The sequence below is a fragment of the Streptomyces sp. BF23-19 genome (assembly GCF_041106355.1).
GTDB lineage: Bacteria > Actinomycetota > Actinomycetes > Streptomycetales > Streptomycetaceae > Streptomyces > Streptomyces virginiae_A.
Window position 1 is genome coordinate 241,142 of record NZ_JBGBPT010000001.1, and the last position, 14,483, is coordinate 255,624.

The window sequence follows — 14,483 nt, forward strand, 5'->3', positions numbered from 1 at the left end:
CGGGTGCCGGGTGCCGGGTGCTACTGGTACGGGTCGAAGGGGATGCCGGCCGGCTTGGCCTCCGCCAGGTGGTTGGCGAAGGAGTCGTCCCTCAGGCCGAAGTGCGCGCTGCCGAAATCGGCCTGGGTGAGCTTTTCGCGCACGGTCGCCGGGTAGCCCGACCACCCCACGAGCGTGGGGAACTGCCAGGTGCCGCGGTGGTTCTCGGGCGGCTCGTCGTTGGTGTTCGCCGCGCGGAAGCAGTGCGTGCCGATGCCGTCCTTGTGGTAGACGATCTTGGGGTGGTTGCCGTCCCAGCGGATCTGGTCGCGCGAGTGGACGTTGAAGTCCCCGTGGGCGGAGGTCGCGACGTACTTGGCCTCGTTGCCCTGGATCCACACGACCACGTGTTCCCAGTCGTGGCGGTGGCCGCCGAGCTCGATGCCGGGAAGGGCCTGGTCCTTCTCGAAGTACAGCGCGTAAATGACGGCGCACCAGCCGTTGTTGCACTTCCAGCGGGAGTAGCCGTTGGTGTTGGCGAGGTCCGAGGCGTCCCGGCAGCTGCCGTTGAGGGCACCGGTGGGCCTGAGCCCGCCGTTCAGGACTCCGTTCGCGCTGATGGCGGGTGTCGGATAGCAGCCGTCGGTGTCGTAGTCGTAGGCGGGCTGGTAAGTCAGCTCGATCGCTTCGGCTTTGCCGGGGAGCGCCGGGGGCGGCGCCGCGAAGGCCACCTGGGGAACGGCGACGACCACCGCGAGGGCGGCACCGACGACCACCATCGATCTCCGGATGTGACGGTTCGTCCGCAAAACGGGCCTCCTGGCCGGCCGGGTGCGAGGGTGGCGGACGCATCGCGACGGAACACCGTCGACCGACACGCCGCGAGCATCATTCGCGAACCGGGGCGACACGGCAAGAGGCCGGGCAGACTCCGTTCCTTGCGCACCGAAGGTGCGTAAAGGCCTTGTACACAATAAAAATTGACGGATTGTCAGGACTGAGCCGGGCGTCTTCTCCGACCGGTGGGGGCCCTCATCCGACCGCGATGCGGCCGGGGACACGGACGGGGACGCGGACGGGGACGCGGACGCGGGAGACCGCGCAGGATGATCGTGGTGCGACCCGCTCGCCACCGCTCGGCGGCGAGGTCTCGCCACGCCGGGCACAGCGACAGCCCGGTGATCGGCTCATCCGTCACCGAGCTGTGTGGCCCGCTCGACCGGGCCGCGCCCCGCGGATCTTCAGGCGGGCATCAGCCGAGGGTGTTCATCAGGATGATGGCCAGGAGGTCCAGGAGGATGACGGCGACGACGGCGCCGATCATGAACCAGGCTTTGCGTGATTCGTCCATGCCCACGGGTCACCTCCCGGCCGGGGCGGCCTCCGTCCGGGGACCGCGCGGAGGACTCGTCCGTCTCCGGCCATCATGACCCGATTCCGGGCGGGTCGCTCGCGGCAGGTCAGGCGACCCAGGCTCCGGTCATGCCGACGACCGCCGAGCCGTCCTGGTCGACCAGCTTGTTCCCCGTGAAGTCACGGGCCCACTGAGAGGTCTGGATACGGAAGGCGGGCCGCTCGACGGTGAGCGCCTCCATGACGGACTCGGCGGCGCCGGCCGGGGTCTGCGCGCCGTTCAGGAACTGACCGACGGTGCGCTCGACGTAGTGGCGCAGCGCGTCGGAGTACGGGCCGGCGGCGGCGATCCGGGCTTCGAGGTCTAGGCCGATGTTGTTCACGAACTCCGTCGCGACGGCGCCGGGCTCGATGACGGACACGCTCACACCGACGGCGCCGGCGACGGGGGCCAGGCTCTCCATGTATCCCTCCACGGCGAACTTCGCCGCGCAGTAGGCCTCGTTGAAGGGCTGGCCGATGACGCCGCCGACGCTGGTGACCGTGATCAGCCGGCCGCCGGTGGCCCGCAGGTGCGGCAGCGCGGCCTTGGAGACGTTCAGTACGCCGAAGAAGTTGACCTCCATGACCTCGCGGACGTCGGCGACGGATTCGAGCTCCAGAGTGCCCACGTGCCCGGCGCCTGCGTTGTTGACGACGGCGTCCAGCCGGCCGTAGTCGGCGATGACGCCCTCGACGGCGGCGGTGACGGAGGTCTCGTCGACGACGTCGAGCTGCCGGATGTCGATCTCGACGCCGGCCTCGACGGCGGCCTTGCGCAGGGCGTCGGCGCGGCCGGTGTCACGCAGGGTGGCGACCGTACGCCAGCCCGCCCGGGCGGCGGCGATCGCGGCGGCCAGGCCGATACCGGAGGAGGTACCGGTGATCAGGACGGTGCGGGCGGGGGTGACGGAGCCGGAGGCAGGGGTGGTCGACATGGCGGGCCTTTCACAGGGGGGATTTATGTGCGTGCACACACACTATAAAATTATGTGCGTGCGCACGCAAGCTCTAGACTGCCGACATGCCGAAGAAGCTCACCGAAGCCGAGATGCCGGCGGCCGACTACGCCTTCTACGGGCTGGTGTGGGCCGGGACGGTCATGACCGATCGTGTCGACCGGGCCCTGGTCAAGGCCCACGACCTCCCCGTGTCCTGGTTCGAGGTCATGCTGTGGCTGGCCTCCAGCCCCGAGCCGGTGCCCGCCTCCGTACTCGGCAACAGCACCCTGCTCAGCCGCAGCCAGGTCTCCCGCGTCGTGGACGCCCTGCAGGCCCGGGGCCTGGTGACCCGCACGCCCTCGGCGCGCGACGCCCGGTCGGTCGAGGTCTCCCTCACGGAGGCGGGACGTACGGTGTTCGCCGAGGCCGACGCCACTCGCCGCGAAGCCCTGACCCCCGTCTTCACCGAGCTCCTCGACGAGCGGGACCTGGAGGCGCTGGGCACCGTGTGGCGCAAGCTCAAGGCGGCGAAGGCCGCACAGGCCGAGCAGGAGCGCGCCAGGTAGTCCCCGGTCCGGGAAGGGGTGCGGGCCACCGTCGACCTGACACACTCAGCCGAGCTGGTAGTCGAACCAGATCCGGTGGGCGCCGTCCGCATCGACCGCCATGCCCCCGGCACCCGCGATTCCCGCCAGCGCGCCGGTGCCGCTGGAGGGCACGATGGTGAAGAACTCCGCGGTGCGGTCGCTACCGGACGTGGTCGCCGAGTGCACGAAGTTGAAGGACCCGTCCCGGCCGTTCAGTGAGCCCTCGAAGGACTCCATGGCGACATAGGTACCGACGCCGGTCCCCTGGTCGAACGCGGCGGTGAACAGGGTCGCGGAGCGGCCGGCCACCTCGCCCTCGAACGACTTCTCCATGGTCGCGACACCCACGGGGAGCCCGGTGGGGACGGCGGGCTCCGGCTTCAGCTCGGTCGGGACGAACGCTTCGACGGTGAACGTTCCAGTAGCTCTCATGGACCGACCGTAGCGGTGCGCACCGACAACGGGTGGCCGGGCGGGACGGCGCGGCCGCCGCGCGCGGCGCCGGCAGCGCTGTCAGCCGAGGTGCTAGTGCTGTGACCGGAAAGGTCCACCGGGTCGCGACGCCCGGTACGGCACCTCGCCGCGTTGTCGGACCACGGAAGTACGTCCGGTACGCCCGCGGCCCCCTCCGCCTCGCGATGCACCGCACCGGACACCGCGACCCGGCAAACCTTCCCGGCCACAGCACTACTCGGGGGTGAGCGTGGCGGCGGCCGCGAAGAGGCGGGCGCACCGCCGCGTCATGGCCTCCGGCGTCTGCTCCGGGTGCTTGACCCACCAGCGGACGAGGGTGGCGACCAGGTCCCGCCAGACGTACTTGAGCGCGTCGGCGTCCAGCGGGTCGGTGGATCCGGCCGAACGCAGCAGTTCCGCGGTGCCGCCGGCGGCGAGCCGGTCGATGGCCGACCAGTACGCCGAGGCCCGGCGCGCGGCCTCACCACCGGGCGGCAGGGTGGTGTCGTAGAGCACGAACCACGCCTCCCGCTGCCCCTCCAGGGCGGTGAAGATGCTGTGCAGCACGCGCAGCGGCGTGTGCGGTGCGGCCCCGCCCTCGCCCATCGCCGCGCGGATGGTGTCCAGCAGCCGGTCCCCGACCGGGACCAGACAGGCCACGTACAGGTCCTCCTTGGTACCGAAGTACTGGTGCAGCAGCGTCTTGGTGACGCCCACGCGTGCGGCGATCGCGGGCAGCGACGCCGCCGCGTAGCCGTGCCTACCGAACTCCTCCGTGGCCGCCTCCAGCATCTGCCGACGGCGGTGCTGCCGCGGGACTCCCTTGGTGCCGGCCTTCGATGAATGCGAGGAGGGGGTTGCCATGCGCCGATATTATCAGTAGGTAATTTACCGCTAGGTAAGTTACCTCGACCCCTGGAGCGCCGCCATGGCCGGCACCACCTCGCAGCCCACCCAGCCCACCGCCCGCACCCGCTCCTGGTGGGGCTGGGGCTGGGCCGACGCGCATCCCGACGACGCGGAATGCACCGCGATGGGCGCCCTGCTCCCCGGTACCCTCAGCCGTCCGCTCCCCGTGCCCCGCGTCCGTGACCTGGCCGTCGCCGCCCCCGCCGTCGAACCCCCGCGGAGCCTCGCCCACCTGATCGACGCAGATCCCGGGGACCGCGCCGCGCACTCCATGGGCAAGGCCTACCGCGACGTGGTGCGCGCCCTGCGCGGACGCCCGGGCCGCATCCCCGACCTCGTCGCCCGCCCCACCGACGACCAGGGCGTGGCCGATCTGCTGGACTGGGCCGGCGAGCGGCAGGTCGCCGTCGTCCCGTACGGCGGGGGCTCCTCGGTGACCGGCGGCGTCGAGTACCGCGGGGATGCCCACCGGGCGGTCATGTCCCTGGACCTGACCGCCATGGGCCGCGTACTGGAGGTGGACACCGAGGGCCGGGCGGCGCGCATCCAGGCCGGCACGCTCGGACCGAGCCTGGAGGACCAGCTGCGGACCCACGGCCTCACCCTGCGGCACTTCCCGCAGAGCTTCGAGTTCTCCACGCTGGGCGGCTGGCTCGCCACCCGGGCCGGCGGCCACTACGCCACCGGCCGCACGCACATCGACGATTTCGTCCAGTCGCTGTGCGTCGTGACCCCGGCCGGCATCAGCAACTCCTGGCGGCTGCCCGCCTCGGGGGCCGGCCCCTCCCCCGACCGCCTGTTCCTGGGCTCCGAGGGGGCCCTCGGCGTCATCACCGAGGCATGGGTGCGCCTGCAGGAATGCCCCCGTCACAAGGCGTCCGCCGCGGTCGCGTTCACGGACTTCCGGAGCGCCCTGCGGGCGGTGCGCGCCCTCGCGCAGTCCGACCTCTCCCCCGCCAACTGCCGTCTGCTGGACTCCGGTGAGGCCGCGCTGTCGGGCGCCGCGCACGACGGCAGCTCGGTACTGGTCCTCGGGTTCGAGTCGGCGGACGAACCGGTGACCGCCCGGCTCGAACGGGCCGTCGCGCTGGCCCGCTCGCACGGCGGCCGGTACGACGGGTCGGGCGGGGACGGCGGGGTCGGCGGCTCGAAGGGAAGCCCCGAGGCTAGCCCGGACGGCGACGCGGCGGTGAGCGCCTGGCGCTCGGCCTTCCTGCGGATGCCCTACCTCCGCGACGGCCTGGCCCGGATGGGCGCGGTCGCGGAGACCTTCGAGACGGCGGCCACCTGGGACCGGATCCCCGACCTGATCGACGAGGTACGCAGGGAGGTCGGCGAGGCGGCGGTCAAGGCCACCGGCTTCCCCGCGACCGTCAACTGCCGTCTGACGCACGTGTATCCGGACGGCGCGGCGCCGTACTTCACCGTACTCGCCGCCGGCCGGGCCGGGGACGAGGTCGCCGTCTGGGACGACCTCAAGGCCGTCGCGAGCGAGGTCCTGAACCGCCACCGGGCCACCATCACCCACCACCACGCCGTCGGCCGGGACCACCGCCCGGGCTACGACCGCCAGCGCCCCGAGCCCTTCGCCCTCGCCCTGCGGGCCGCGAAGGGGGCCCTCGATCCGCGGGGCATCCTCAACCCCGGCGTGCTCGTGGACTGAGCCCCGCCCGTACGCATGCCGGTACACCGCGGGATGACGCGGAGGGGCCGGGTCCGTCGGACGACGGCCCCGGCCCCCACGGTCGGCGTTCGGTCAGACGCGGTCGGCCGCGATCAGCACGTACTGGAAGGAGCCGTCCTTGTAGGACTCGATGAACGCTTCCTCGATGCCGGTGACCAGGGAGGACGTGGCCCGCAGTTCCCAGTAGGGCAGGGTGTCGGGGGTCAGGTCGATGACGGCCTGCGGGACGAGGCGGTTGTCGGCCATCGCGCGCAGGTACTCGCGGCGGGAGTGGATGTTGCACTCGAAGTGCGCGTTGATCTGGGAGACCCACTTCGAGGGCTGGCCGTACCGCGGGTTCCAGCAGCCGGTGATGGTCACGTATCGGCCGCCGACCTGGAGGACGCGCGAGTGCTCCGCGAAGAGGTCGTGCAGGTCGACGTACATGCTCGACTCGTTGTTCCACGAGCCGGCGGCCTGCCCGGTCTCGAACGGCGTGCTGAGCATGTTGCAGACACGGGCCCGGACGTGGTCCTCGATACCGAGTTCGTGGGCCCGCTGGTTGGCGAAGTCGGCCTGCTTGGCCGACAGGGTGACGCCCTCGACCTTGCATCCGAAGCGCTGGTGGGCCATGACCATCGAACCGCCGCGGCCGCAGCCCGCGTCGACGAGGGTGTCGTCGCGCCCGATCGAGCCGAGGTGCTCGAGGAGGAGTTCGGCCTGGGCCGATTCCAAGCGGTGGAGCTCGGCGATCAGCTTCTTCTCGTATGCGCTGTCCTCGGTGTCGCCGAGGGCGGCGTGATCGATGTCGCCGATGCCGTAGTGGTGGTGGTAAAGGCCGTCGACATCGCCGAGACGAAGGTTCACGGGCCTGGCCTCGTGGTCCCAGTAACGGGCGATGTCCCCCTGGTAGGGAGTCGCCGGGCCCGGGATGAACACGGAGGAGGTACCGGCGGCGGTGAGATCGGTGCTAGTCATGAACAATTCCCATCTTTACCAGAAATCGGGCAGGCTGTAGCGATAGGTGTTGGTCTGGTGCCAGTAATGGTTGCCGTCGACCCACACGGCGACCCCGCGCAGGAAGCGCTGCACGCTCGGAACGGGGCAGGTGACGGCCAGTTCGGCGGCCGCGGCCTCGAAGTCGCGCATCAGGTCGTTGTGAACCTCGACAGCCTTCAGGTAGGCCTCCCGGTCGGAGCGGCTCTCGCGTTCGGCGATCACCACCGGCAGGTTCAAGTGCCGTCCAGGACTGGCCAGTTCCTTGGTGTAGGAGTACAGATCGTTGACGATGGTAGTGGCATTACCGGCCAACGCGATCACCCGTTGCATGGCGGGCTGCGCGTGGAGGTCCGCGGGCAGTTCGTAGCCGCCGACGGAGTCGGTGATGGTGGGGCAGGGGCGGAAGTTGTTGAACTGGCGCATCGCCAGGTACTCCCACACCTCGGGCACGTACTCCGTCTGCGCCCAGGCCCCCTCGGCGAGGTAGCCCATGTGCAGCCGGGCCATGTCGTGCCGGTACCGGTCGGCCTGCGAGGGGGTGGTCGCCTGGAGGAAGTACTCCATGGCGGACCGGTAGGCACGCCGGGGTGCGTCCGAGAGGAGCGACGCCTCCCAGTCCGGCGCGTACTCCTTCGTCGTGTGGACGGGGTCGAGAGCGGTGTGCGCCAGCAGCAGACGACCGCCGAGGCCGATGGGCGAGCCGCCGTGGTCCTCGCAGTAGCAGTCGTCGACCGCGTTCTCGGCGACCATCAGCCGGGTGGCGAGCATCAGGTGGTCGATGCTGGGGGCGTCCGGATGGCAGGCGACCATGTAGCGCCCGACGGAGAAGCCGTCGAACTGGTCCTCCCAGTCCTCCGGGTAGAGCGACACCTCGTCCAGGGCCCAGGCCTTGATCCGGCGACCGAGCTCCTCCACCCGCACCGGATCGGGCTCCGGCACCGGGTGGTAGTAGAGGCCCGGGATCGGGTTGCCCGGGATCCGCGCGGGCGCGTCAGGGGCCGCGGGGACCGCGGGGGCATCGCTCCGGGCCCAGTGCAGGCTCGTCGTACCCAGCCCGCTGGGCCCGCGCAGGATCCGTTCGAGGGCGGCACTCGGCTGCGGCGCGGCGGCCACGGTCGCGGCGGCACCCTCGTCGGGTACGGGTACGGCTACGGGTACTGCTCCGGGGTGGCCCGTCGGCAGGACGGGCAGGGCCGGCGGGGCGGGCGAGACCGGCGGAGAAGGCTCCACGGGCCCGGCGTCGGCGGCCGGTTCGATGCCGGCGGCGAGAGCGCTCGCGAGAACGTGTGCCCCGAAGGACGCCACCGCGGCGGGCAGGCTCGACTGCAGAGGGGAAGGCCCAGGATCGGGCATCCGTAACTCCTTGGAGAGGTAAGTGGGTTGTCCCGGATCCCGGGCGTGCTCGGCGGGCCAGGACAGGCAGGTGTCCTGGCCGTCACGGCCGTCGGGGGGCAGGTCCTCTTAGTCCCGCCTGCGGGCGATCTGCACGTTCTCCAGCACACCGAGCGCGTCGGGCACCAGGATGGCGGCCGAGAAGTAGGTGGTGACCAGGTACGAGATGATCGCCTGCTCGCTGATCCCCATGAAACGGACCGAGAGGCCCGGCTCGTACTCCTCCGGCAGGCCGGTCTGACGCAGACCGACGACGCCCTGGTTGTCCTCGCCGGTTCGCATGACGAGGACGGAGCTGGTGTTCTCCTTGCTGATCGGGATCTTGTTGCAGGGCAGGATCGGGACCCCGCGCCAGGCCGGGACCTGCTGACCGCCGACGTCGACGTGGTCCGGGTAGAGCCCGCGGGCGTTGAACTCGCGCCCGATCGCGGCGATCGTCCGGGGGTGGGCGAGGAAGAACTTGGAACCGCGGCGGCGGCAGAGCAGCTCGTCGAGGTCGTCCGGGGTCGGCGGGCCGGAGTGGGTCTGGATCCGCTGCTTGAAGGCGGCGTTGTGGAGCAGACCGAAGTCCCGGTTGTTGATCAGCTCGTGCTCCTGGCGCTCGCGCAGCGCCTCGATGGTGAGCCTGAGCTGTTCCTCGGTCTGGTTGTGCGGCCCGTTGTAGAGGTCGGCGACCCTGGTGTGGATCCGCAGCACGGTCTGCGCGATGGAGAGTTCGTACTCGCGGGGCTTGAGCTCGTAGTCGACGAACGCGCCGGGCAGGTCCGCCTCACCGGTGTGGCCGGCGGACATCGCGATCTCGGCCTCGCCGTGCCGGTTCTGGCGCTGCTGCGGGAGCGAGCTGAACCGGTTGATGTGGTCCTGGAGTTGCGGCGCCGCGGCGAGCACGGAGGCGAAGTCGCCGCGGGAGAGGGTGAGCAGGATGCCCGGGGTCTCGGCGGTGGCCGTGTAGTCCCAGGTGGCGTCGGCGTCCAGCAGGGCGTTCTCGCCGAACCGGTCGCCGTCGGCGAGTACGGCGCGGCCCGCCTGGGCCACGAGGTCGTCGACCGACTTGCCGACGGACGTCTGGCTGACCCGGCCGTGGGCGATCAGGTGGATCTGGTCGGCGGGGGCACCGCGCTCGACGATCACCTCACCGGCCCGGAAGTCGCGCTGGACGCACCGGCCGGCGATCGCGGTCAGCACGTCGTCGTCGTCGAAGCCGCGCAGCAGGGCCAGTTCGCCGAGCTCGCGCGGGATCACCCGGACGTTCGCGCCGTCCTGGACGAACTCGATGGTGCCGTCGCCCACGGTGTACGTCAGCCGGCGGTTGACCCGGTAGGTGCCACCCTTGGTCTCCACCCAGGGGAGCATCCGCAGCAGCCAGCGGGAGGTGATCTCCTGCATCTGCGGGGCGGACTTGGTCGTGCTGGCAAGGTTGCGGGCGGCCGCCGTGCTCAGGCTGGACTGCCGCGGCGGCTCCAGCTGGGCTTCCGGGCTGGTGTCAACGGTCATCGGGCGAGCTCTCCTTCGTAAGGGTGGTGGACGGCGGACGCGCGTGTCACCGAGGAACGAGGAAAAAAAGGGGGGCGAATATCAGGGAATCCGTACAGATCCGGGGGAACAGTAACGGCCGGTACACCCAGTTGAGCCTGAAAACCGTTGGCGTTACTTCGATACGGTGATCTTGCATCGCAGGTGGTTTGCCGGGGTTATGGACGATATTCGGCCTTGCTCACGAACACGGCCGAAAGGCGCCGCGACGGTCGGCTCCCGCGGCCACCCCTACCCGCCGGTGCGCGTCCGCTCGGACGCGTCCGGCCGCCACATCGCCGTCACCTCCAGCGGGCCCACCGTCAGGCGCCGCAGGGTGGTGAAGCCGAAGCGGCGATAGAGCCGTACGTTCGCCTCGTCGGCGGTGGTGAGGAAGACACCGCCGGGCGCGGGGGTCGCGGCGAGCAGGCGGTCGAGGAGCCGCCCTCCGGCGCCCCGCCCCGCCGCCGCGGGCTCCACGCCGATGAACTCCAAGGTCCAGGCCCCGGGCGGGGTTTCGGCCTCGACGGCGTGCAGGTAACGCAGCGTCCGCAGCAGGGCGCGCGGGCCGCAGCCCGCCAGGGTGCGGCTCGCCCAGGCCGCCCGGGCCGCGCCCGAGGGGGCGGTGGCCGGCGGCGTGAGGACGGCGGCGGCGACGGGTCGGCCGTGCCGATCGACCAGCAGCCGGCGGCGGGCTCCGGGGAGCGTGGCGTGCGTCCGCAGTGTGGTGGTGAACCAGGCCCGCCGTACCCGGTCCGATCCGCCCGAGATCCATGTCATGGCGGGTTCGCGGACGAAGGCGGCGGCGAGCACGGGCGCGCACCGCGCGGGCGGCGGGGCGTCGTCGTGGTCACCAGCGTCGGGCTCAGACATCGCGCCGCCGTTCCAGCGGCGCCTCCGGCACGAGGTGGCACACCAGGAGCTTGAGGAAGAAGAGCGGCGCGAACCAGGCGAGCGCGGAGGGCACGGGCAGCCAGAACAGGTTGACGACGACGGCGGCGGAGTAACCGGCCATGGCCGTCGGGCGCTTGAGATGGACGGGCGTGAACTCCACGACCACGGCGGCGGAGAGCAGCAGCGCGGTGTTCCCCAGGATCCAGCCGTGGTCCCCACCGAGCACCAGCAGGCCCATCGCGGCGAGGTGCAGCACGTGCGCGCCGACGAAGAGCAGGCGGGCGCGCCGGGCCCCCGGTTCCTGGCGGTGGTACCAACGCTTGGCGGCGTTCGTCGCGTTGGTGAGGATGCCCCCGAGCAGATCGAGGCCGATCAGCACCACCACGGCCCACTGGGGGCCGCTCCAGTCACGGTGGATCCCCGACGACCACACGCCGGCCGCGAGCAGCACCGCGCACCCGCCCGCGCCGAGCAGTTCCACGGCGGACTCGGAGCGGGACTTGCCCGGCCCCATGAACCGCTCCAGGCGGCCCAGCGGTCCCGGCGAGGTGGGCGGTATCTCCCAGCGGATCTCCAGATCAGTGCGCACGCCCGGCCCCTCCGTCCGCTCCGCCGCTCCACAGCCCGCGGAGCAGGCTCCAGACCTGTTCGCCCCCGGGCAGCACCGGCCGTGCCGTCGGCCGCTCCGGAGGTGCCGCGTTCAGCGCATGCAGCGCCCACGCGTCGGCCGCCCGCATCACGGCCGCGGTCGCGCCCGCCAGCAGGTCCGGGTCCACGTCCGTCCGGATGAAACCGAGCCGCCGGCCGTCCTCGACCACGGCCCCGAACCAACCGAGCCACACGCCGCCCCGCGCCCGCCCGACGGCGGCGTCGGCGAGGGCCAGATCGTCCGGGTGGGCACGCAAGTGCGCGACCAAGGCACGCGATCCGGCTTCCAGCCGTGCCCAGAAGTCGGCCTCGTCGCGGGCCGGGGTCCACGGCCCGAGCACGCCGAGGAGGCGGTCGAGGACATCGTCGAGAACCGCGGCGAGGAGGTCCTCGCGGCCGTCGAAGTACTGGTAGGCGGCGGTCTTCGAGAAGCCCGCCGCCTCGATGATCTTGTTGTACGAGGCGGACGCGGGGCCGTGCTCGGCGAAGTGCGCGCGGGCGACGGCGAGGATCGCCTCCTGTCGCTCGGCCGGCAGTCGATGGAATCGAGGGAGCGGAGTCATGTACTTACGGTACACACCAGTGGGGTGTACTGCTAGTACACCCCACTGGTGCGCCACACCCGAGGGAACCGAATTGATCACGTATGACGTCTTCAGGGGCACATGACCGGCCAGGAAGAGGAGGACCTGACGTGAGGACCCCGGACGCATCAACGTCCCGACGCGCGCTGCTGACCGTGGGAGCGGGGGTGGCACTCGCCGCCGCACTACCGGTGGGCACGGCGAGTGCCGCGTCGCCGGTGGCGGGCCTGCGCGCGCTGGAGCGCGAGTACGGGGCGCGGTTGGGGGTGTACGCGCTCGACACCGGCTCCGGCCGGACCGTGGTCCACCGGGCCGACGAGCTGTTCCCCATGTGCTCGGTGTTCAAGACGCTCGCGGCGGCGGCCGTGCTGCGGGACCTCGACCACGACGGCGCGCATCTCGCCAAGCGGATCCACTACACGCTCCAGGACGTCACGGACGCGGGCGGCGGGTCGATCACCGAGAAGCCCGAGAACATCGCGAGCGGCCTGACCGTGGCGGAACTCTGCTCCGCCGCCATCGCCCAGAGCGACAACGCGGCCGGAAACCTGCTGCTGCGCGAGCTCGGCGGCCCTACCGCGGTCACCCGCTTCTGTCGCTCGCTGGGCGACCGCACGACCCGGCTCGACCGGTGGGAGCCCGAGCTGAACTCGGCGGAGCCGTCGCGGGTGACGGACACGACCAGCCCCCGCGCGATCGGTCGGACGTACGCGCGTCTCGCGCTCGGCGACGCGCTGGACTCCGGGGACCGGGAGCGACTGAACGGGTGGCTGCTGTCGAACACCACCAGCGGTGACCGCCTGCGGGCCGGCCTGCCGAAGGACTGGGCCGTCGCGGACAAGACGGGCGCCGGTTCGTACGGGACGAACAACAACGTGGGTATCGCCTGGCCGCCGGGGCGCCCGCCCATGGTCCTGGCCATCCTCTCGACGATGCCGGAGGCGACGGCGCCGCGCGACAACACCCTGATCGCCAGAACCGCGAAGCTGCTGGCGGACACGCTCGCCTGACGGCGGCCCCCCTCAGGCAACGTTCGGTATCTACTCCCGCGGGCGCGCGAGGCGCAGTCCGTCCAGGTTGAGGTCGAGGAGGCGTTCGGCCTGGTCCCGCCGGTCAGGGCCGGCCGAGGTGAGGGCGATGCCCGCGAGGGCGGCGAACATGTCGGTCGAGCTGATGTCGGCCCTGATCGCGCCCGCGGCGGTGCAGGCGTCCATGAGGGACGTGAGGGCGTCCTGGATCATCCGGCGACTGTCGGTGTACGGGTCGGTCCCCGCGGCGAGGACGGCCCGCATCGCGTCGGCCATGCCCATCTTGGCGGTGGCGTAGTCGATGAAGCGGCGCGTCCAGGCGCGCAGGGCCTCGTACGGCGGCAGGCTCTCCAGCAAGGTCGGGACGGAGTCGCACAGTCGGGCGACCTCGTTCCGGTAGGCCGCCTCGATGAGGGCTTCCTTGGTGGGGAAGTTGCGGTAGAGGGTGCCGGTGCCCACGCCGGCCTCCTTGGCGATGCGCTCGAAGTGCGCCTCCAGACCCTGCTCGGTGAACACGCGCACCGCGGCAACCAGGATCTTGTCCCGGTTGCGCTGCGCGTCGGCTCTCAACGGGCGTCCTGCGTCTGCGGCCATCAGCGGCTCCCTCGCTCTCACTTGCTAAGTGGAGGAGCCTCCACTTACTGTGAGCTGAAGTGGCGGCGCCTCCACTTTCACTCTAGGGCATGGCCGCGGCCTGCCCATTCCTCTTCCGAAGGGACTCCCGGTATGTCGGGAATCGAAGGCAAGGTCGTCGCCGTCACCGGCGCCGGCAGCGGTATCGGGGAGGCGACCGCCCTCCTGCTCGCCGAACGGGGCGCGAAGGTGGTCCTCGGCGCACGCCGCACGGAACGACTGGAGGCGCTGGCCGCCCGGATCGAGCGGGCCGGCGGTCGAGCCGCCTGGATCCGTACGGACGTGACGCGGCGCGCCGACCTGTCCGGCCTCGTCGGCCTGGCGCGGGAGCGGTACGGCAGGCTCGACGTCCTCGTCAGCAACGCCGGGGTCGGACTCATCTCCCCGCTCGACGAGCTGCGCGTCGAGGACTGGGAGGAGATGATCGACGTCAACCTCAAGGGCGTCCTCTACGGGATCGCCGCGGCGCTCCCCGTCTTCCGGGAGCAGGGCTCCGGACACTTCGTCAACACCGTGTCCACCGCCGGACTGCGCGTCGTGCCGCTCCAGTCGGTGTACGCGGGCACCAAGAACGCCGTGCGCACGATCTCCGAGGGCCTGCGCCAGGAGGCCGGGGACACCCTGCGCGTGACCGTCGTGTCGCCGGGGGCCGTCCGCACGGACTTCACGGAGCGCATGGACCCGCAGGCGCGGGCCCGGATCGACCGGATGATGGAAACCGCACTGTCCCCGGACGCGGTGGCCCGCGCCATCGCCTTCGCCGTCGAGCAGCCGGACGGTGTCGACGTGGGCGACATCGTCGTACGCCCCACCGCGCAGGCCTGAGCACCCGGGACGGGGACCGGCTCCGGCCGCGGCGGAGCCGTGCC

The 14,483-nt window shown here is 71.5% G+C and carries 15 protein-coding genes; 4 read left to right on the forward strand and 11 right to left on the reverse strand.

Annotated features, from left to right (window positions below):
- Window positions 1-20 precede the first annotated feature (20 nt).
- A complete protein-coding gene (locus AB8A24_RS01090) occupies window positions 21-758 on the reverse strand; it encodes an NPP1 family protein (protein ID WP_328965773.1) in 738 nt (245 codons plus the stop codon).
- Between the two features lie 681 nt (window positions 759-1,439).
- Window positions 1,440-2,309, reverse strand: a complete 870-nt coding sequence (locus AB8A24_RS01095) for an SDR family NAD(P)-dependent oxidoreductase (RefSeq protein WP_328960209.1) — start codon at window positions 2,307-2,309, stop codon at window positions 1,440-1,442.
- 86 nt (window positions 2,310-2,395) lie between these two features.
- Between AB8A24_RS01095 and AB8A24_RS01100 the strand changes: the two genes are divergently transcribed.
- On the forward strand, window positions 2,396-2,878 hold the full coding sequence (locus tag AB8A24_RS01100) for a MarR family winged helix-turn-helix transcriptional regulator (RefSeq protein WP_369474276.1): 483 nt from the start codon (window positions 2,396-2,398) through the stop codon (window positions 2,876-2,878).
- 45 nt (window positions 2,879-2,923) lie between these two features.
- Here the strand turns inward: AB8A24_RS01100 and AB8A24_RS01105 are convergent, their stop codons facing one another.
- Window positions 2,924-3,331, reverse strand: coding sequence for a DUF3224 domain-containing protein (locus AB8A24_RS01105; RefSeq protein ID WP_369474277.1), 408 nt, complete (start codon window positions 3,329-3,331; stop codon window positions 2,924-2,926).
- Between the two features lie 255 nt (window positions 3,332-3,586).
- Complete coding sequence (locus AB8A24_RS01110; RefSeq protein ID WP_328960212.1) at window positions 3,587-4,216, reverse strand: TetR/AcrR family transcriptional regulator; 630 nt, start codon at window positions 4,214-4,216, stop codon at window positions 3,587-3,589.
- 64 nt (window positions 4,217-4,280) lie between these two features.
- Between AB8A24_RS01110 and AB8A24_RS01115 the strand changes: the two genes are divergently transcribed.
- Window positions 4,281-5,924: an FAD-binding oxidoreductase gene (locus AB8A24_RS01115; protein WP_328960213.1), complete on the forward strand. Its 1,644-nt coding sequence runs from the start codon at window positions 4,281-4,283 to the stop codon at window positions 5,922-5,924.
- 93 nt (window positions 5,925-6,017) lie between these two features.
- Here AB8A24_RS01115 and AB8A24_RS01120 read toward each other — a convergent pair whose 3' ends face one another.
- The 6 genes from AB8A24_RS01120 to AB8A24_RS01145 form a co-directional block, all read right to left on the reverse strand.
- On the reverse strand, window positions 6,018-6,902 hold the full coding sequence (locus tag AB8A24_RS01120; RefSeq protein WP_328960214.1) for a geranyl diphosphate 2-C-methyltransferase: 885 nt from the start codon (window positions 6,900-6,902) through the stop codon (window positions 6,018-6,020).
- Window positions 6,903-6,917: 15 nt separating this feature from the next.
- Window positions 6,918-8,276 (reverse strand): family 2 encapsulin nanocompartment cargo protein terpene cyclase, encoded by a 1,359-nt coding sequence (locus AB8A24_RS01125; RefSeq protein WP_328960215.1) that lies wholly within the window; start codon window positions 8,274-8,276, stop codon window positions 6,918-6,920.
- Window positions 8,277-8,384: 108 nt separating this feature from the next.
- Entirely contained in the window at window positions 8,385-9,809 is a 1,425-nt protein-coding gene (locus AB8A24_RS01130) for a family 2B encapsulin nanocompartment shell protein (protein ID WP_369474279.1), read from the reverse strand.
- A 270-nt stretch (window positions 9,810-10,079) separates the two neighbouring features.
- Complete coding sequence (locus AB8A24_RS01135; protein WP_328960217.1) at window positions 10,080-10,700, reverse strand: GNAT family N-acetyltransferase; 621 nt, start codon at window positions 10,698-10,700, stop codon at window positions 10,080-10,082.
- Complete coding sequence (locus AB8A24_RS01140) at window positions 10,693-11,310, reverse strand: hypothetical protein (protein WP_369474281.1); 618 nt, start codon at window positions 11,308-11,310, stop codon at window positions 10,693-10,695. Before AB8A24_RS01140 ends, AB8A24_RS01135 begins: the two co-directional genes overlap by 8 nt.
- Complete coding sequence (locus AB8A24_RS01145) at window positions 11,300-11,932, reverse strand: TetR/AcrR family transcriptional regulator (RefSeq protein WP_328960219.1); 633 nt, start codon at window positions 11,930-11,932, stop codon at window positions 11,300-11,302. Before AB8A24_RS01145 ends, AB8A24_RS01140 begins: the two co-directional genes overlap by 11 nt.
- A 131-nt stretch (window positions 11,933-12,063) precedes the next feature.
- On the opposite strand from AB8A24_RS01145, the gene bla reads away from it, so the two are divergent.
- Window positions 12,064-12,963 carry a class A beta-lactamase gene (gene bla, locus AB8A24_RS01150; protein ID WP_328960220.1) on the forward strand — a complete coding sequence of 300 codons (900 nt, stop codon included), beginning with the start codon at window positions 12,064-12,066 and terminating at the stop codon, window positions 12,961-12,963.
- Window positions 12,964-12,993: 30 nt separating this feature from the next.
- On the opposite strand, the gene AB8A24_RS01155 is transcribed toward bla, so the two are convergent.
- Complete coding sequence (locus AB8A24_RS01155; protein ID WP_328960221.1) at window positions 12,994-13,575, reverse strand: helix-turn-helix domain-containing protein; 582 nt, start codon at window positions 13,573-13,575, stop codon at window positions 12,994-12,996.
- A 132-nt stretch (window positions 13,576-13,707) separates the two neighbouring features.
- On the opposite strand from AB8A24_RS01155, the gene AB8A24_RS01160 reads away from it, so the two are divergent.
- Window positions 13,708-14,439 (forward strand): SDR family oxidoreductase, encoded by a 732-nt coding sequence (locus tag AB8A24_RS01160; RefSeq protein WP_328960222.1) that lies wholly within the window; start codon window positions 13,708-13,710, stop codon window positions 14,437-14,439.
- Window positions 14,440-14,483 lie beyond the last annotated feature (44 nt).